Below are 17,497 nucleotides of genomic sequence, written 5' to 3' on the forward strand. Positions count from 1 at the left end.
CGCGCTGGTCCAGTGGATGTCCGCGGCCCGCGCCGAGGCGGCACTGAGCGGCCGCGACTACGTGGTGCCGGACGACGTCCGCGCCGTGGCCCACGTGGTCCTGCCCCACCGTCTCCTGCTGGACGGCCCCGTCCGTCATGACACCACCTCGCCGCAGGCGCGCCGGATCGTGGACGAGGTCCTCTCCCAGGTCCAGGCCCCCTTCGCCTCCCGCGCCGAGGCCCGAGCCACCCGATGAGCGCGCCGCTGACCCGGCTGCCCCGGTTCCGCCCCCGCGCCGACGCCGTGGGGCTCATGGTCCTCGGCGTGGTGCTCCTCGTGCTCGGCCCGGTGCTGGGCCGCCGCGAGGCGATCGCCGTGGGACTGTTCCTGCTGATCCTGGTCCTGGCCGCCCTCGCCCTCACCCTGGTCGAGCTCGTGCTCACCCGGCGCGCATGGGAGCGCTCGTGGATCGGCCTGGCCGCCCCACGGACCGAGGACCTGCACGGGCTGCACCAGCGCCTCGAGCCGCTGGACCTCGCCGTGCACACGCGCGGGGATTCCCCCTCCGGTGGAGCCGGACTCGAGGTGCACCTCCCCGAGTCCCTGCGTCCCGACGACGGCCCCTCGCCTCGGTCCCGACGCCTCCGCCGCCTGCTGGCGCCGGGCGCGCGCCGGGGGATGGACGCCGCTGCGCCGCTCCACACTCTCGCTGCTCCCCCGCTGGCGCGGACGCTACGAGCTGGACGCCGTCCGCTGCAGCGTCACCGGGCCGTTCGGCCTGTGGACGGCGCGCCAGCGCATCTCGGTCCCCCAGGAGGCCGAGCTGCCGGTGGGTCCGCGGCGTCGGCCGCTGCCGGCGGACCTGGACCGAGTGCTGCTGGCCCAGGTGGCCGACGCCACCGGTCACCGGCGCACCCAGCGACCGGACGACGTCGGGCTGCGCGAGCACACCCCCGGCGACTCGCTCCACCGGGTGCACTGGGGTGCCACCGCCCGCAGCGGGCAGCTGATGGTGCGCGCCGAGGAGCCCGAGGACCGTGCCCCCGTGCAGCTGATCGTGGACCGCACGCTCGGCCACGGCGAGCGTCAGGAGCACGTCTCCCCCTCCGGCCATGCGGTGAGCACGGACGAGGGGCTGGAGGCCGTGGTGGCCACGGCCGCGGCGATCGAGAGCTCGCTGCGTTCCCAGACCGACCTGCACGTGGACGTGGTGGACCACACCGGGGACCGCTTCGATCCGGCGGAGGCATGGACGGACATCTACGGTGAGACCTCGGACGACCGGGACGGCTGGGTGCTGCGCCGCGACGCCGTGGACGGCGACGCGGTGATGCTCCTGGCCGTCGTGGGCGCTGCGACCCCCCGGCCCCCCGCGGCACCTCCGCGGCGGCGGCGGTCGGTCCTGGTGACCGAGACCGCCGCCGCCGAGGCGGACCGCTGGCGTGCCGCCGGCTGGAACGTCCTGACGAGCGTGGGAGGAGACCGCTGATGACCGCCGTAGGCACCCCTGCCGGACGGGCCGAGGACACGGCCGCCTCCGCCGACACCGCCCCCACGTTCCCGCGGGCGCTGCTCGGCTGTGCCGCCGTCGCCTGCTGTCCGTGGTCCTGGTCGGCGCGGCCGCACAGGCCGCCGCCGCCCTGTTCTCCGGGCCCTGGTTCTGGGCCGCGTTCCTGCCCTGTCTGGCCTTCGCGGCGGCCTGGGCCCCGGTGACCGCCTGGTTCGAGCACCGCAACGCGTCCCCGGACACCGCCGGCCTGCTCGGCGTGCTGGCCGGTGCGGTGGTGGCCACGGTCTTTTGGCTGCGCATCGGCTGGGCGGACACCCTGATGCTGGGCGTCCTTCCCACTGGGGCGACGTTCCGTGACCTGCAGGCCGAGACCGTCGTGCTGGGGCAGACGATCGCCCAGGAGACGCCGCCGATCACCGCGTCCGCCTCGGTGGTGGCCAGCACCTCGGCCGTGCTGCTGCTCGCCCTGGCGCTGACTCTCCTGCTGGCCCGCTCCCTGGAGCAGGCGACCGTGGCCGGCGCCCCGGCGCTGACGCTCGTGGTGATCGGCGCCGTCGTCACCGCGGGAGTGACGCCGCTGCCCGCCATGCTGCTCGCGCGGCCGCCTGGATGGGGCTGATGTGGCTGGCGCATCCGACCTGGCGTCCGCGTGCCGCGCTCGGCACGGCCGGCACCGCAGGCGTGGCGCTGCTCGCGCTGCTCGTCGCCGGCGCCGCACTCCCGCAGCTGACCTCGGGCCTGCTGCCCGAGGGGCAGCGCTGGACCTCGGGCCAGACCGCCGGGCCGCAGCTGAGCACCGAGGTGAACCTCGGCGAGGACCTGCGCCGCTCACCCGGGCCCACCGGCATCTCCCTGACCACCGAGGACGGCAGCGGCCGGTACCTGCGGACCGGTGTGGTCGAGGACCCGATGGCCTCCACCTGGCACCTGGGACGCCCGGAAGACGGCGCCGCCTTCGCCCGGGGTGAGATCGCCTTCCCCCAGCCGGGACTGCCGCAGACGACCGAGCAGGTGACCGTGACCCTGGACCGGTTCTCCCCGGACTGGATCCCGGTGCCCAACGGCGCCCAGCGCGTCCCGGCCGCCGAGGACGACTGGGTGCCCATGCTCCAGGACACCGTCATCGCCCGGCCGACGCCGTCCAGGCTCTCCGGAGGCCTCACCCTCGTCGACTCGGCGATCGCCGCCGCACCGGAGGACATGCCCGGCCACCTCGAGCAGGCCGCCGGCACCGAGCAGCAGCGGCCCGGGACAGATCGCCTGACCGAGCAGGAGCGCTCCGAGCTCGCCGACTCCGACCTCGCCCGCCAGGCGGAGGAGGTCATGGGGTCGGCCGGCACGGACTGGGAGAAGGCCAACGCCCTTCAGGCCTGGCTGCGCTCGGACGAGTTCGACTACTCCACCACTACGCCGGTGGACGACGGCTACGACGGCTCGGGGCTGTCCATGACCGAGCAGTTCCTGGAGAAGCGTTCCGGCTACTGCATACACTTCGCCTCGGCCTTCGCCCTGATGGCGGAGTCGCAGGGCCTGCCGACGCGCATCGTGATCGGCTACGCACCGGAGGACGGTCGTGCCGGCCAGCCGACGGAGATCCCGACGAACCGCGCCCACGCCTGGCCGGAGGTCTACTTCGAGGGCGTCGGCTGGATCGCCTTCGAGCCGACCGCCGGTGTCGCCGGCGCCCCGGACTACACGGACCCGGAGGCCGGTGCGGGCGCAGGCGCCCAGCCCTCGGAGTCCGAGTCCGCATCGCCGTCCGCTTCGCCGAGCCCGTCCTCGGCGACGCCGTCCGCCTCCGAGCCGGCGTCCCCCTCGCCCTCGGACTCGCCGATGCCGTCCCCGACCTCCTCTCCGGAGCCCTCGGAGCAGGCCGTCTCCACGCCGGAGGAGTCCGGACCGTCGGCGGCGGAGGTCCTGCGCGTCGTCGGCATCGTGCTGGGGGTGCTGCTCCTGCTCGCCCTGATCGGCGCGGCGGTCTTCGGTCCGGCCTGGTGGCGGAGGCGCCGGCGTCGCCGCCGGCTCGAAGGCCCGTGGGACGGCGAGGACCAGGACCGTGCACGCGTGCTCGCCGCCTGGGCCGAGGTGAAGGACACCGCCGCCCGCTCCGGCGTCCGGCAGGGCGCCGCCCAGTCCGAGTCCGAGATCGCCGCCGCCTGGCTGGCCCTGGTCCCGGAGCACCGGGCGGACATGGACACCGTCCGTTCGGCCGCCCAGTGGGCCCGGTACGCGCCGGCCACCAGCGCACCGCCGGTGGAGCCCGAGTCCGTGTCCGCGGCGGCCGGCGCGGTCGCCGAGGCGATGGACGAGGCACGGAAGGACCGGAAGAAGGACTGATCGCCGCTGACGGCGGAGCAGAAGGAACCCCGCGAGCATGATGCTCGCGGGGTTCCGTTCACGTACAGGTCCGGCCAGGCACCGATGGTGCTGCCTCCCCGATCAGCTGGAGAGGTCGCCGAGGCGAACGAGTTCGCGGAACTCTTCGCTGGTCTCCTGCAGGCCCCTGAAGGTGCCCTGCCCGATGATGCGTCCCTGGTCCATGAGGACGATCTGGTCGCAGTGCTTCACCGTGGACAGGCGGTGGGCCACCACGATCACGGTGATCTTCCCCTTGAGGGACTCGATGACGTCGTGATCTTCTTCTCGGTCACGTTGTCCAGCGCGGAGGTGGCCTCGTCCAGGACGAGGAGCTTCGGGCTGCGGTAGAGCGCGCGGGCGATGCCCAGGCGCTGCCGCTGACCTCCGGAGACGCCGACGGCTCCCTCGCCGATCACGGTGTCCAGGCCGTCCTCCAGGGAGTCGAGCCAGTCGCCCAGCTGCGCGTCCCGCAGGACCCTCTCCACCGCGGCACGGTCTGCGGTCTCCGCCGCGTCCAGGTCGAGGAGGATGTTCTGCAGGACGGTGCCGTTGACCACGGTGACGGCCTGCGGCACGAAGCCCACGTTGTCCCACCAGCCGCGGGGATTCGGCTCGAGCTCGTGGCCGTCCACGAACACGCCGCCGTCCTGGGCATGGTGGAAGCCGATGATGAGGTCCACCAGGGTGGTCTTGCCCGCTCCCGACCCGCCGACGAAGGCGAAGGAGTGCCCCGCGGGAATGGTCAGGTCGATGTCCTTCAAGACCGGTGCAGCCGCCCCCTCGTAGCGGAAGCTGGCGTCATGGACCTCGATCTGATCTGAGAATCCCAACCGCTCGTAGGACTGGTCCGCGCTGCGCAGGACAGGCTGCGCCGCCTGGATCTCAGACACTGTTCGTTCGAAGGCGGGCCAGGAGGCGCGGATCTCGTTGCTGGTGGCCATGACCGTGGTCAGTGACGGGAGGACTCGGAAGCCGGCCAATGCCAACAGCGCCAACGAGGCGAAGGCATTGTCCCCCTGACCGCTGAGGAAGGTGAAGCCGATCATGCCGGCGATGCCCACGACGAACGCCACCTCGAGGACGTAACGCGGCATCATGGTCAGCATCATCTTCTGGCGCGAAGCTGCCGCCGACTCCGTCCGCGCTGCCTGATACTCGTTCATGAAAGCCGAGTCGTTGCCCCTCAGCTTCACGTCCTTGTAGTTCTGCAAACCCTGCAGCGCTGCCGTATTGGAGCGCTCGCCGGTGGTCACCAGGGTCCATCCCAGATTCCGTGCAGGTCTCCGGATGTATCGCGACAGCAGCCACCCGACGATCATGAAGTACAGCCCCATCCCGAGAGCGGTCATCGGCATGGCGACGGCCAGGGTGATGACCACTGCGATCAGGGTGACCGACTCGGTCAGAAGGGTCACGCTGCCGTTGATCACACCGGTGTAGGCCATCGCCGACGTACCGGTCACGTTGTTGACGAGGGTGCCGACCGTCCGGCTCAGGTGCAGGCTGTAGTCCGCGCGCAGGTAGTACCGGAGCAGCTGGGACGAGGTGCGCACCAGATTCCGGTTGGTGAAGCCCATGGTCCACCACCGGAAGCTGAGGACCAGGACCGCCTTGATGACGAATGCGGCCACGATCACTCCGGACAGCGTCAACGCCTTCTCTCCGGTGGTGACGGCACCCCAGCTCTCAAGGGTTCGGTTGACGAGCGGGATCTGCGTGTCACCGGACGACATGAGGTTGACCAACGGCATGACCGACGCGAGCGCACCCATCTCCAATGCCGCGATGCCGATGGACCCCGCCACCACGAAGGCCAGGCGGATGCGCATGCCTCGGTCGATGAGGTAGCCGGTCCCGCTGGGAAGACGTCGGGTGAGGAACTTGGGTGCCACGGTCCCCCATCGTAGACGTGCGGATACCTTCCTAGACGGTGCGTTCACTCACCCGGGAGGCACGTGGCCGGTCAGAACTGCCCGTACACCGCGGTCGTGTTCGCGTCGACGGCACGGGCGAGGTCCCCCAGGGTCACCCCGCGCACCTCGGCCATGAACCGCAGGGTGTAGGGGACCAGGTAGGGGGCGTTGGGGCGTCCGCGATAGGGGTGCGGCGTCAGGAAGGGGGCATCGGTCTCCACCAGGAGCAGGTCCTCGCGGGCCTCCGTCAGCGCCTCCCGCAGAGCGTCGTTCGCCTTGAACGTCACGGGGCCGGCGAAGGACATGTACCAGCCGTGCTCGTTGCAGGTGCGAGCCAGGTCGGCCTCGCCGGAGAAGCAGTGGAAGACGACCTTCTCCGGAAGGCCGCCGTCGGCGTGCTCCTCAAGCAGGATGCGGACCACGTCGTCATGGGCGTCCCGGTCGTGGATCTGCAGAGCCTTGCCCAGGGTCCGGGCGAGGCGGATGTGCCAGCGGAACGCCTCCTGCTGGGCGTGGTGCCCCTGCTCTTCACGGGTGCGGAAGTAGTCCAGGCCGGTCTCCCCCACGGCACGCACCCGCGGGTGGCGTGCAAGCCGGTCGATCTCGGCCAGTGCGTCGTCGAGCCCGCCGCGCTCAGCCAGACGGGAGGCGTCGTTCGGATGGATCGCCACGGCGCCCAGCAGCCGCGGTTCCTTCTCGATGGACTCCACGGTGAACCGGGCAGACTCCACATCGCAGCCGACCTGGACCGCGCCGCGGATGCCGACGGCCTCGGCGGCGTCCATGGCCTGCGACGGCGTCACGGTCACCAGACCGTCACGGAAATCGAGGTGGGTGTGGTTGTCCACCACCGGCACGGGGAGCGGCTCAGGAGCCGGCGGATACTCGAGCCGGCGCTTCCGCCCGGTCCTCTCGTCCTTCTCGTCACGGCGGGGCCCTGCGCCGTGGGCACGCCCTCCCGCCGCAGCGGGACGATAGGCCTCGGGGACAGAGTGGTCCTCAGCGTTCTGGGTGGTCTGTGCAGCGGACATGCAGTCCACTCTAGGACGGCAACAGCCCCCGGAGTCTCCTCCGGGGGCCGCCTTCTCGCCTGCCCACCGGGCAGGTCAGCGCATCACTTACCCGCGTACGGGTCCGCCATGCCGATGAACTGGACGGTCGAGTACTCCTCGATGCCCTCGGCGCCGCCCTCGCGGCCCAGCCCGGACTGCTTGACGCCGCCGAACGGGGCGGCCGGGTTGGAGATGACGCCGGCGTTGTAGCCGACCAGGCCGAACTCGATCTGCTCGGAGACCCGGTACATGCGGGTGTAGTCCTTGGTGAAGAGATAGGACGCCAGGCCGTACTCGGTGTCGTTGGCCATCTCGATGGCCTCCTCCTCCGTGGAGAAGGTGACGATCGGGGCCACGGGGCCGAAGATCTCCTGCTTCAGGATCGGGTTGTCCCTCTGCACCTTCAGGGCGGTGGGCTGATAGAAGTAGCCCGGACCGTCCACCTTGTCTCCGCCGGTGAGCACCTCGCCGCCGGCCTCGACGGCGTCGAGGACCAGCTGGTGGATGTCCTCCCGGGCGCCCTCGTCCACGATCGGCCCGAGGGTGGAGTCCGGGTCGGTGCCGCGCAGCGGCTTGAGGGCCTCGAGCTTGGCCACGAACTTCTTCGTGAACTCCTCGGCCACGTCCTCGTGGACCAGGAAGCGGTTGGCGGCGGTGCAGGCCTCGCCCATGTTGCGCATCTTGGCGGCGAAGGCGCCCTCCACCGCGGCGTCGAGGTCCGCGTCCTCGAAGACGATCAGCGGTGCGTTGCCGCCGAGCTCCATGGAGGTGCGCAGCACGTTGTCCGCCGCGTCCTTCATGAGGCGCACACCGACCGGCGTGGAACCGGTGAAGGACACCTTGCGCAGCCGCCGGTCCTGCAGGATCGGGCCGGAGATCGACGAGGCCGAGGAGCCCGCGACGACGTTGAGCACGCCCTTGGGCAGGCCGGCCTCCTGCATCACCTGGGCGAACAGCTGGGTGGTCAGCGGGGTGAGCTTGGCGGCCTTGAGGACCATGGTGCAGCCGGCTGCGACGGCGGGGCCCACCTTGCGGGTGGCCATGGCCAGAGGGAAGTTCCACGGGGTGATCAGCAGGCACGGACCCACCGGGCGATGGTGCACCTGCATGCGCAGGGTGCCCTCGGGCACGGTCAGGGTGCGGCCGTAGTGGCGGCCCGCCTCCTCGGAGAACCAGCGCAGGAAGCCGTTGCCGTAGGTGACCTCGCCGCGGGCCTCGGCGAGCGGCTTGCCCATCTCGAGGGTCATGAGCAACGCGAAGTCCTCGGCGCGCTCGTTGATCATGTCGTAGGCGCGGCGGAGGATGTCCGCGCGCTCCTTGGCCGGGGTGCGGGCCCAGTCCCTCTGCGCAGCGCAGGCGGCGTCGAAGGCGGCCTTGGCGTCATCCGAATTGCCGTCCTGCAGGGAGGCGATGACCTCGCCGGTGGCCGGGTCCTTCACGTCGAAGGTCTTCCCGGAGGAGGCGTCACGCCACTCCCCGTCGATCAGCAGGCCCTTCGGGACGGACTCCAGCAGGGTCTTCTCACGCTCGGCGGTCACGGTCATGGTGCACCTCTTTCACACGGGGTCATCGGCGCGCCGGTCCGGCGGCCGCTTGCCTGTCAGGTCCAACCGCGGGCCGGTGCGCGGTCATTCCCGCGCCGTCTCCCGTCCGGGACCACTACCGCGCATCCTACTGACCGGAGAGGCCTGATCCCCATGGCTGTCCACCGCTCGATCTCACCCCGCGGCGGCCGGCCACGCCTCAGCCCCTCCGTGCCGCGAGCACCGCGTCGTACAGCTCGTTCTTGCGCACCCCGTGCTCGGACGCCACCTCGGCTGCGGCCTGCTTCATCCGCTCGCCGGCAGCCACCCGCTGCTCGACGACGGCCGCCAGCTCCGCCAGGCTCGTCGCCTCGGTCTTCGCTCCCGGACCGACGACGAGGACGATCTCCCCTCGGATGCCCTCGCCCGCCTCACGCTCGCGGGCCCAGGCCGCCAGCTCGGCGGCGGTTCCGCGGACGACCTCCTCGTGGAGCTTGGTCAGCTCGCGCGCCACGCAGGCGGGACGGTCCTCGCCCAGCGCGTCCACCAGGGACTCCAGAGACGCCGTGATCCGCTGCGGCGACTCGAAGAACACCACGGTCCGTTCCTCGCCCCGGATCCGCTCGAAGGCCCGGCCCCGCTCCCCCGCCTTGCGCGGGACGAACCCGTCGAAGGCGAACCGGTCGGTCGGCAGTCCGGACAGGGCCAGTGCGGTGGTCACGGCGCTGGCTCCCGGCACGCATGTCACCGGCAGCCCTTCGGCGGCCGCGGCGGCCACCAGACGGTGACCGGGGTCGGAGACCGTCGGCATGCCGGCGTCCGTCACCACCGCCACGGTCTGCCCCTCGCGCACCAGGGCCAGCAGACCCTGGGCCGAGGCGGCCTCGTTGTGCTCGTGGTGGGCCATCAGTCGGCCCCTCGGCGTGACGCCCAGCTTCCGGCAGAGCTGCCGCGCCATCCGGGTGTCCTCCGCGGCCACGACGTCCGCGCCCTCCAGGACCTCGCGCAGGCGTGCCGTCGCGTCGCCGAGGTTGCCGATCGGTGTGGCCGCCAGGATCAGCCGGCCATGGTCACGGACGTGCGCAGGTGCAGACATGCCGCTCATCCTAGGCGGGCCGGGCCTGCGGCACGCGGCGTATGGAAGACTTCGGGGCATGACCGAGACGCCCCGCATCTGCATCGCCTCCGGCGGTGACGAGATCCGACTCCGCTCCTACGTGAACCACGCGATCTACGCCCGTGAACACGGCATGGACCACCGCGTGGAGACCGGCATCGACACCGACATCACCAACAGGTTCGGCTACAAGGTCTCCATCATCCGACGCCTGCTGCCGATGTACGACTGGCTCGTCTGGATGGACGACGACGCCTTCTTCACGGACTTCGAGGCGGACAACATCCGCCGGCTCATCGACGCCGCCGAGCGCGACGGCCACAGCCTGGTCATCGCGGAGGGGCCGCTCGAGCCCAACGGCTTCTGGTCCAGGATCAACACGGGCGTGATGCTCCTCCGCAACAACGAGATCGGCCGGCGGATCGTGGCGGACACCTACACCGCAGACCTGGGCGCTGTCCGCGCCTGGTGGGACGACGAGCGGGACGGCCTGTTCACCGACGGGGACCAGGACCAGATGTGGTGGGTCCTGAACAATCAGGACCTGCTCGACCATGTGCGCATCGTCGGCCACCGGGAGCTGAACTCCCGTGGCCACCACTACGAGGACGGGCTCTCGGACGCCTTTGTGATGCACTTCACCGGCTATCCGGACAAGGAGCTGGGCGCGGCCCGATTCGCCCGGCGCTTCGGGATCGGCCAGGAGCTCGTCCCCGAGCCTCTGCTGGACAAGTACCACGTGAAGGTCCGCAGCCCCCTGCGCGGCGCCCGGCTGCGCTGGCGCGAGACCAGCACGGACGCCTACGCCGGGCTCAAGGCCCGCCTCCGCCCGCACAAGGCCACGATCAAGGGCGCCGTCGACCGGCTGCCCGCGCCGATCCGCCGCCACGTCCCCCTCGGCGGCTGATCCTTCAGCTGCGTGCGGGGCCCTGCCGGTCCAGCAACGGGTACACCGGTTCGCCCGCTCGGCCGCTGCGCACCCAGGTCCTCAGGCCCACCAGTCTGCCGGCGCGCACCGCCGCCTGCCGGACGGCCCAGGTACCGGCCGGACCGATCCCGGTGCCCCGCCTGCAGCACCCGCGCGGACAGGTGCGAGTCCTCCATGCCGTAGGGCGGGAGGGACTCGTCGAATCCTCCGACCTCCACGAACACCGAGCGCAGGATCGCCGCGTTGCCGCTCATGGCGCCCCGGCCGTGGAGGATCCCGGGGTTGAGGACCGGTCCGTCGGGACGGAGGGGCCGGGTCATGACCGGATCAGGCCCGCCACCATGGGCGTCTCCGCAGTGACCGCGCGGTGCGCCTGCTCGACCCAGTCCTCCGCCACCCGGTCGTCGGCGTCGCACAGGGCCAGGACCCGCCCACGCGCCGGCCGAGCGGTCCGCCGTCGTGGTCCCCATCGTGCGTCCTCCCCGGCCCCATGGGCCCGGTGCCCCGACACGCCCAGGCGCGTGCCGTCGTCGTCCGACTCTCTTCCTTCCCCCGCACTCTAGCCGCCGCGCCGGGCCGCCGAGGCCGGTGCCGCGTCCGTCCCGGCCCGTAGCATGGCAGGGTGCCTCGAACCGCCGTCGCCTCCACCTCGCGCGCCCTGACCGGCGCGCGCGCCGGCGACCCGTTCTCCGAGGCCGCCCTGCGCGCCCGCCTCGGGCTCCGGACCTCCGCCGTCACCCGGTGGGACTGGATCGTCCCCCTGCTGATCGCGCTGGCGGCCGGCGTCATGCGATTCACCGCCCTGGACTTCCCGGACCGGCTGGTCTTCGACGAGACCTACTACCCCAAGGACGCCTGGTCCCTGCTGCACTACGGCTACGAGCGGTCCTGGCCGGAGGACGCGGACGAGGCCTTCGCGCAGGGCACCGCCACCCCGGACCCGGACCCGGCCTATGTGGTGCATCCGCCGCTGGGCAAGTGGCTGATCGGTCTGGGCATGCTCGTGTTCGGGGCGGACAACGGCTACGGCTGGCGCTCCGCCTCCGCCCTGGCGGGCACGCTCACGGTGCTGCTGACGGTGCTGATCGGGCGCCGGCTCTTCCGCTCGCTCACCCTGGGCGCCCTGGCCGGCGTGCTGCTGGCCACCGAGGGCCACCACCTGATCATGTCCCGCATCGGCCTGCTGGACATCTTCCTGTCCCTGTTCGTGGCCGCCGCCTTCTGGGCGCTGCTCAAGGACCGCGACGACGGCCGGGCTCGGTTGGCCCGCCGTCTCGCCTCCGCGCTGCGCTCGGCCCCGGACACCGCCGCCCGACGACGGCTGCTCTCCTCCGGCCCGCTGCTCGGGTGGCGTCCGTGGCGGCTTCTCGCCGGCCTGCTGCTGGGCGCCGGCTGCGCCGTGAAGCTCTCCGGCCTGGCCTTCATGGCCGTGTTCGGCCTGATGACGGTGCTCTGGGACATGGAGGCCCGGCGCACCGCCGGGATCCGGCACTGGCTGCGGGCCGGCGTCACCCATGACGGACTCGGCGCGTTCCTGGCCGTGGTGGGCGGCGGCCTGGCCGTCTACCTGGCCTCCTGGACCGGCTGGTTCCTCTCCGCGGACGGCTACTACCGCCAGTGGGGTGCCGAGAACCCGCCGAGCGCCTGGTGGGAGCACCTGCTGCCGGACGCGCTGCGCTCGCTGATCCACTACCACCAGGAGTCCACGACCTTCCACGAGGGCCTCACCAGCCCCCACGACTACGCCTCCAGCCCCTGGACCTGGCCCTTCATGGGCCGCCCCGTCAGCTACTTCTACGAGGGCGGCGAGCCCGGCGAGGACCCGTGCATCGGCATGGACGTCAAATGCTCCTCCGCCATCACGGACATCGCCAACCCGATCCTGTGGTGGTCGGGACTGGCGGCCGTGCTGGTCTGCCTGTGGCTGTGGATCGCACGCCGGGACTGGCGGGCCGGCGCCCTGCTCGGGGTGTACCTCGCCGGCCAGGTGGTCTGGTTCCTGTGGCCGGAGCGCACCATGTTCTTCTTCTACACCGTGGCCTACGAGCCGTTCCTGGTGCTCATGGTGGTCCTCGCGCTCTCGCTGCTGCTGCGCCCCGGCGCACGGCTCGGACGGCGCGGCGGAGCCCTGCTGGTCATCGCCTTCACGCTCGTCGTGCTCGCCGTGTCCGTGTTCTTCCTCCCGGTCTGGACCGGAGGGGTCATGCCCTACGAGCACTGGCGCTGGCGCATGTGGCTGGCGAGCTGGATCTGACCTGGCCCAAGGCCGTCCGTCCTACACAGATCGTCCCGGGGGTCTGTAGGCTCTGTCCCTGTGCAGAAGCCGACCAGCCTGACCGAGACCTCGACCGCCCTCTCCGTGGACCTGCCGGAGGACAGCAACATCACGGACCTCGTCCTGTCCTCCCACGCCGAAGACCCCGCCGCGGCCGTCTACGCCGTGCGCAACGGTGCCGGCGGCTGGCTGGACGTGAGCTTCTCCGCCTTCCTGGACCGGGTCCGCGGCGCCGCCCGCGGCCTGATCGCACACGGGGTGAAGCCGGGCGACCGCGTGGCCCTGTTCGCCCCCACCAGCTACGAGTGGGCCGTCCTGGACCAGGCCGTCTGGTTCGCCGGCGCGATCTCCGTGCCCATCTACGAGACCTCCTCGGCCCACCAGGTGCAGCACATCCTGACGGACTCGGGCGCCACGGTGGTGGCCTGCGGCAGCGGCTCCCACGAGCGCACCGCCCGGCGCGCCGCCGAGGAGGGCGGCGTCGAGGTCTTCACGTTCCACGTCTCCGGGGCCGGCCTGGACGAGCTCACCGCGCACGGCCGGGAGGTGGACGACGCCGCGCTCGAGGCGGCCCGTTCGCTGGCCGGCATGGACGACGTCGCCTCCCTGGTCTACACCTCCGGCACCACCGGCAAGCCGAAGGGCGCCATGATCACCCACCGCAACTTCGCGGTGGGCGGCCTGAACGTCCTCGCCTTCGCCCATGAGGTGGTGGCCTGGAAGCAGTCCGGGCACGACTCCCGCACGCTGATGTTCCTGCCGCTGGCGCACGTGCTCGCCCACGCCGTGCAGGTCATCTGCCTGGTCGGCCGCATCCAGATCGCCCACGCCTCCTCCATGGGCACCCTGACCCGTGACCTCGCCTCCTTCCGCCCGAACTGGCTGCTGGCCGTGCCGCGCGTCTTCGAGAAGCTCGAGTCCGGCGTGGCCACCAAGGCCAAGAACGCGGGCAACGAGAAGGTCTTCGACGCCGCCCGCGCCACCGCGATCGCCTACTCGCAGGCCGTGGAGGACGCCCAGCAGGGCCGCGGCGCCGGCCCCTCCCTGGCCCTCAAGGCGAAGCGCGCCGTGTTCGACCGCCTCGTCTTCGCGAAGCTGCGTGCCGCCCTCGGCGGATCGGTGCGGTACTCGGTGTCCGGCGCATCCACTCTGGACCCGGAGCTCGCCCACTTCTTCCGTGGCGCCGGCCTGCCGGTCATGGAGGGCTACGGTCTCACCGAGACCACCGCCCCGGCCACCGTGAACATCCCCGGCGCCGTCCGCCTGGGCACCGTGGGACTGCCGGTCTGCGGCACCACCGTGCGCATCGCCGAGGACTCCGAGGTGCTCGTCAAGGGCCCCATCGTGTTCAAGGGCTACTGGAACAACGAGGAGGCCACCGCCGAGAGCTTCGACGCGGAGGGCTTCTTCCACACCGGGGACCTCGGCACGCTCGACGAGGACGGCTACCTGTCCATCGTGGGACGCAAGAAGGAGCTCATCGTCACCGCCGGCGGCAAGAACGTGTACCCCACCCCCATGGAGGAGGGGCTGCGCCGCCACCGCCTGGTCAACCACGTGGTGGTGGTCGGCGAGAACCGCCCCTACGTGGGCGCGCTCGTCACGCTGGACGAGGAGGAGCTGAAGACCTGGTGCCAGGACCGCGGCCGCCCCGCGCTCTCCCTGTCCGAGGCAGCCGAGGACGAGCAGGTCCGCGCCGCCGTCCAGGAGGCCGTGGACAGGATCAACGAGGGCGTCTCCCGCGCCGAGTCCATCCGCCGGTTCGTCATCCTGGACCATGAGCTCTCCGAGTCCTCCGGCCACGTGACCCAGTCCATGAAGCTCAAGCGGAACACCGTCATGGAGGACTTCCAGAAGGACGTGGAGTCCCTCTACGGGCCGCGGACGAAGAAGTGAGCCGACCGGAGCGCCGCCGCACCGCGGCGGACACGCATCAGGCCCCTGCACCGTGATCGGTGCAGGGGCCTGATGCCGTGCCGGGCGATGTCCCGGGTCAGGCGACCTCGGCGTTGTCCTCGCGGTACCAGCGGCCGCGGGTCGCCTCCATCTGCAGGCGACGGTCCCATGCGGCCTCGCGGCGGCGACGGGTGGGGGCGGTGGCGATCAGCGTGATCAGTGCGGCCAGCAGGGACAGCACCGCGATCGCGATGGCCGCGTCGATCCAGAACTGGCCCGGGTACAGGCGGATCAGGCCGTCGTTGGCGGCGAAGGTCCAGGTGCCGTCCGCGAAGAACAGCTGGTGGAAGCCGGCGAACAGGGCCTCCCAGCCGAGCACGCCGAGCACGGCCAGCACCAGCACCGCCACGGTGAACCACAGCGCACCGGCGAACAGGGCCCGGCGCACTCCGCCGGCCGAGTTCTTCAGCAGGTAGGCGATCAGCAGGGCGCAGACCACGGCCAGCACGACGCCTGCGGCCATGGTGATGAGCATGACCCACTTGACGTCCACCATGTGCGAGACCTCGGCGTCCGTGAACACCGGGGCACCGTCCGCCTGCAGCTGCTGCAGGTAGCGGCCGCCGGAGAGGTTGAACAGGAAGTCCACGCCCGCCGAGCCGTAGTGCAGGCGGTCCTCCGTGGTGAAGCCGTACTGGTCCGCCGGGAAGCCCGGGCGGTGGTACTCCAGCCACAGGAACACCGGCGAGGCCACCAGGCGGACCACGCCGATCAGCAGCACGATCGGCGCGAGGATCGCCAGCAGCGTCTGCGCGATGCGCGGGCCCGCGCCGGGCAGCCGGCCGTCCGGATCGCGCTGGGTCCGGGAGAACGCCTGCGTGGCCACTCCCCCGGCGCCGGCGAACGCCATCGGCGCGTGCGCCCCGCCGCGGTCATAGGCGCCGCGCTCCTGCAGCTGGTCCTGGGAGTACGGCTCGTCCTGCGCGGTGGACGTCGCCCACGGACGCTCGGCACGGACCTCACGGCCGTCGCGCTCGGCGCGGACCTCACGGCCGTCCTGGCCGTCGTGCTCGTCCACGGTGTCCATCACCCCGGTCGGATAGCCCGAGCGCGCCGGCGGCGCAGGGGGCCGAGGCGGCCACCGGCCGAGAGGCCTCCACGTCCCGGTCACGGGAGGACTGGCCCGCGGCGTCCGCCCGGCGCAGGTCGTCGAGGTCCTCGCGGCTCAGTGCCGCCGTGGACTGATGGTCCGCATCGGCCGGACGGCCGTCGCGGTCCTGCGCACCGTCGCGCGGGAGCACCATGGTCTCGTCCCCGTCCCGGCGGGCGCCGCCGTCGCGCGGGAGCACCATGGTCTCGTCGTTGCCCGATGCCGCACCGGAGGTGCGGTCGCCGCGTGAGGCGAGGCGGCCGTCGTCGCGGTTCCGGCGGTCCTCACGTGGCAGGGCCACGGTGTGGTCCTGGTCCGCCTCGTCCTCGGCGAACGCGCCGTAGTCCAGGCCGGACTCGAACTCGGAGGACGCAGCGGTCTCCTCGTCCTTCTTCTTGACGAACGGCCAGCGGCCTCCGGATGCGGTGGAGCTCATGGGGATCCCTCCTGGGGACGTCGGAGCGGGTCGGTGAGCGGCGGTCGCCGGCTCAGCAGGGGTCGGTTCCGGGCGGGGGTCAGTAGCGGTAGTGGTCGGACTTGTAGGGGCCGGCCACGTCCACGCCGAGGTACTCGGCCTGGACCTTGGTCAGCTCGGTCAGCCCCACGCCCAGGGCGTCCAGGTGCAGGCGGGCGACCTTCTCGTCCAGGATCTTCGGCAGGGTGTACACCTGCTTCTCATAGCGCTGGCCGGTGAGGGCGCCCGTGCCGGCGGAGCCGCCGAACAGCTCGATCTGCGCCATCACCTGGTTGGTGAAGGACGCCGACATCACGAAGCTCGGGTGGCCGGTGGCGTTGCCCAGGTTCAGCAGGCGGCCCTCGGAGAGCACGATGATCGAGCGCTCGGAGTCCTGGCCGGCGTCGAACGTCCACTCGTGGACCTGCGGCTTGATCTCGGTCTTGGTGACGTTCGGGAGGCGGCCGAGGCCGGCCATGTCGATCTCGTTGTCGAAGTGGCCCACGTTGCCCACGATCGCCTTGTCCTTCATCGCGGCCATGTGCTCGGCCATGATGATGTCCTTGCCGCCGGTGGTGGTGACGAACAGGTCGCCGAGCGAGACGACGTCCTCGAGGCGCGCCACCTGGTAGCCGTCCATGGCGGCCTGCAGCGCGCAGATCGGGTCGATCTCCGTGACGATCACGCGGGCGCCCTGGCCGCGCAGGGCCTCGGCGGCGCCCTTGCCCACGTCGCCGTAGCCGCACACCACGGCCACCTTGCCGCCGATCAGCACGTCCGTGGCGCGCATGATGCCGTCCGGCAGGGAGTGTCGGATGCCGTACTTGTTGTCGAACTTGGACTTGGTGACCGAGTCGTTCACGTTGATGGCCGGGAACAGCAGGCGGCCGTCCTGGGCCAGCTGGTACAGGCGCAGCACGCCGGTGGTGGTCTCCTCGGACACACCTCGCACGGTCTTCGAGGTGCGGGTCCAGTGCTGCGGGTCCTCCGCCAGGCGACGGCGCAGGGTCTGCAGGATGATCCGGTACTCCTCCGGGTCCTCCTGCGTGGCGGACGGCACGGCGCCGGCGGCCTCGAACTCCACGCCCTTGTGGAGCAGCAGGGTGGCGTCGCCGCCGTCGTCCAGGATCACGTTCGGTCCCCGCTCCGGGTCCTCGGCGGCGCCCGGCCAGGTCAGGATCTGCGAGGCGGTCCACCAGTAGTCCTCGAGGGACTCGTTCTTCCAGGCGAACACCGGCACGCCCGCCGGTTCCTCCGGGGTGCCGGAGCCCACGACGACGGCCGCGGCGCCTCGTCCTGGGGTGGAGAAGATGTTGCAGGAGGCCCAGCGGACCTCGGC

Annotated in this window: 14 protein-coding genes and 1 pseudogene; 7 read left to right on the forward strand and 8 right to left on the reverse strand. The window is 71.7% G+C overall.

Annotated elements, in window-relative coordinates; all coding sequences use genetic code 11:
• The 4 genes and pseudogenes from AC2W7A_RS02520 to AC2W7A_RS02535 all read left to right on the forward strand — a co-directional run.
• Positions 1–238: pseudogene (locus AC2W7A_RS02520) on the forward strand (AAA family ATPase); the annotation flags it as partial.
• Positions 239–550: 312 nt separating this feature from the next.
• Positions 551–1,471 carry a DUF58 domain-containing protein gene (locus AC2W7A_RS02525; protein WP_485989958.1) on the forward strand — a complete coding sequence of 307 codons (921 nt, stop codon included), beginning with the start codon at positions 551–553 and terminating at the stop codon, positions 1,469–1,471.
• 112 nt (positions 1,472–1,583) lie between these two features.
• Positions 1,584–2,111 carry a hypothetical protein gene (locus tag AC2W7A_RS02530; protein ID WP_485989959.1) on the forward strand — a complete coding sequence of 176 codons (528 nt, stop codon included), beginning with the start codon at positions 1,584–1,586 and terminating at the stop codon, positions 2,109–2,111.
• Positions 2,111–3,829, forward strand: coding sequence for a transglutaminase TgpA family protein (locus tag AC2W7A_RS02535; protein WP_485989960.1), 1,719 nt, complete (start codon positions 2,111–2,113; stop codon positions 3,827–3,829). Before AC2W7A_RS02530 ends, AC2W7A_RS02535 begins: the two co-directional genes overlap by 1 nt.
• Before the next feature lie 102 nt (positions 3,830–3,931).
• Here the strand turns inward: AC2W7A_RS02535 and AC2W7A_RS02540 are convergent, their stop codons facing one another.
• From AC2W7A_RS02540 to rsmI, 5 genes are all read right to left on the reverse strand, one after another.
• The gene (locus AC2W7A_RS02540; protein ID WP_485989961.1) at positions 3,932–4,090 is read right to left on the reverse strand and encodes a hypothetical protein; all 159 of its coding nucleotides are present in this window, start codon (positions 4,088–4,090) and stop codon (positions 3,932–3,934) included.
• Positions 4,087–5,742, reverse strand: coding sequence for an ABC transporter ATP-binding protein (locus tag AC2W7A_RS02545; RefSeq protein ID WP_485989962.1), 1,656 nt, complete (start codon positions 5,740–5,742; stop codon positions 4,087–4,089). The genes AC2W7A_RS02540 and AC2W7A_RS02545 overlap by 4 nt, the downstream gene beginning before the upstream one ends.
• A gap of 71 nt (positions 5,743–5,813) precedes the next feature.
• On the reverse strand, positions 5,814–6,794 hold the full coding sequence (locus tag AC2W7A_RS02550; protein ID WP_485989963.1) for a TatD family hydrolase: 981 nt from the start codon (positions 6,792–6,794) through the stop codon (positions 5,814–5,816).
• 83 nt (positions 6,795–6,877) lie between these two features.
• Positions 6,878–8,359: an NAD-dependent succinate-semialdehyde dehydrogenase gene (locus AC2W7A_RS02555; protein WP_485989964.1), complete on the reverse strand. Its 1,482-nt coding sequence runs from the start codon at positions 8,357–8,359 to the stop codon at positions 6,878–6,880.
• Positions 8,360–8,558: 199 nt separating this feature from the next.
• A complete protein-coding gene (rsmI, locus tag AC2W7A_RS02560) occupies positions 8,559–9,434 on the reverse strand; it encodes a 16S rRNA (cytidine(1402)-2'-O)-methyltransferase (protein ID WP_485989965.1) in 876 nt (291 codons plus the stop codon).
• Between the two features lie 58 nt (positions 9,435–9,492).
• Here rsmI and AC2W7A_RS02565 point away from each other — a divergent pair, with 58 nt between their 5' ends.
• The 3 genes from AC2W7A_RS02565 to AC2W7A_RS02575 all read left to right on the forward strand — a co-directional run bounded on the left by AC2W7A_RS02565 (position 9,493) and on the right by AC2W7A_RS02575 (position 14,554).
• Positions 9,493–10,362, forward strand: a complete 870-nt coding sequence (locus tag AC2W7A_RS02565) for a hypothetical protein (protein ID WP_485989966.1) — start codon at positions 9,493–9,495, stop codon at positions 10,360–10,362.
• A gap of 643 nt (positions 10,363–11,005) precedes the next feature.
• A complete protein-coding gene (locus tag AC2W7A_RS02570; protein WP_485989967.1) occupies positions 11,006–12,637 on the forward strand; it encodes a dolichyl-phosphate-mannose--protein mannosyltransferase in 1,632 nt (543 codons plus the stop codon).
• A gap of 60 nt (positions 12,638–12,697) precedes the next feature.
• Complete coding sequence (locus AC2W7A_RS02575; protein ID WP_485989968.1) at positions 12,698–14,554, forward strand: AMP-dependent synthetase/ligase; 1,857 nt, start codon at positions 12,698–12,700, stop codon at positions 14,552–14,554.
• Positions 14,555–14,651: 97 nt separating this feature from the next.
• Here the strand turns inward: AC2W7A_RS02575 and AC2W7A_RS02580 are convergent, their stop codons facing one another.
• The 3 genes from AC2W7A_RS02580 to AC2W7A_RS02590 form a co-directional block, all read right to left on the reverse strand.
• Positions 14,652–15,641, reverse strand: coding sequence for a TIGR01906 family membrane protein (locus AC2W7A_RS02580; protein ID WP_485989971.1), 990 nt, complete (start codon positions 15,639–15,641; stop codon positions 14,652–14,654).
• A complete protein-coding gene (locus tag AC2W7A_RS02585; RefSeq protein WP_485989969.1) occupies positions 15,601–16,140 on the reverse strand; it encodes a hypothetical protein in 540 nt (179 codons plus the stop codon). Before AC2W7A_RS02585 ends, AC2W7A_RS02580 begins: the two co-directional genes overlap by 41 nt.
• A 79-nt stretch (positions 16,141–16,219) precedes the next feature.
• A partial coding sequence (locus AC2W7A_RS02590) for an adenosylhomocysteinase (RefSeq protein WP_485989970.1) occupies positions 16,220–17,497 on the reverse strand: 1,278 nt, incomplete at its 5' end.

The organism is Micrococcus sp. LASM2_SD2 (genome assembly GCF_057364565.1).